1 protein-coding gene is annotated in these 645 nt (G+C 34.1%); it reads right to left on the reverse strand.

The features are described from left to right. Positions 1-361: 361 nt before the first annotated feature. Positions 362-645, reverse strand: a 284-nt coding sequence (locus K9V48_RS28435; RefSeq protein ID WP_224142352.1) for a hypothetical protein, incomplete at its 5' end; no start/stop codon positions are given.

Raw genomic sequence — 645 nt, forward strand, 5'->3', positions numbered from 1 at the left:
GGGGAGAAGTCTGTCCAAAACCTGAAAGAATTTATATATCAATTGTTTGGGCTTACAGCATAAAGAAGGATTCCGAAAGGAATCTATTCATTTTTTCAAACTGTTATTGTATTTGCACCAGAACCTTCCATTTACCTTTATATGATTTTTCATTAAGAACCATCCTTTACATCTTACTTGACTTACCCTTTAAAATTTTAACATAATTGTTATTGTCTCACTTTACTAGGAGAAGAAAAAACGTCTCCACTTATTGTAGAAACGAGCGCTTTAATGGAATAACTAAAATATGGGCTTATTCCTAAAATTGCTTATAGATTGTTGAACGAACGCACCCGTTTAATTGCAATATTTTACATTTTTACCCAGGTTCAATTCCCTCATTGACCTTTATCTCTATATCTTTTAATATCCATTCAGCAGCGGAAAATACATTATTGGCAATATTATTGTTCCTCAAAAAGCACGGAGAGGGATTCTTTTTTTTATGGAACCATGCTATCGTTAAGATTTGTTGAGAAAGGAAGGTTTTTCTCCTTATCCGCATTTCTTTGGTATAGTGTAAAAAAAGTGGGAGTTGATAGGATGTTTTTCTTGGGACTGTTCCAGCAGTTGCCCGTAGTAGAAATTTTAACGGTGGCACTG

Source organism: Metabacillus rhizolycopersici (assembly GCF_020075705.1).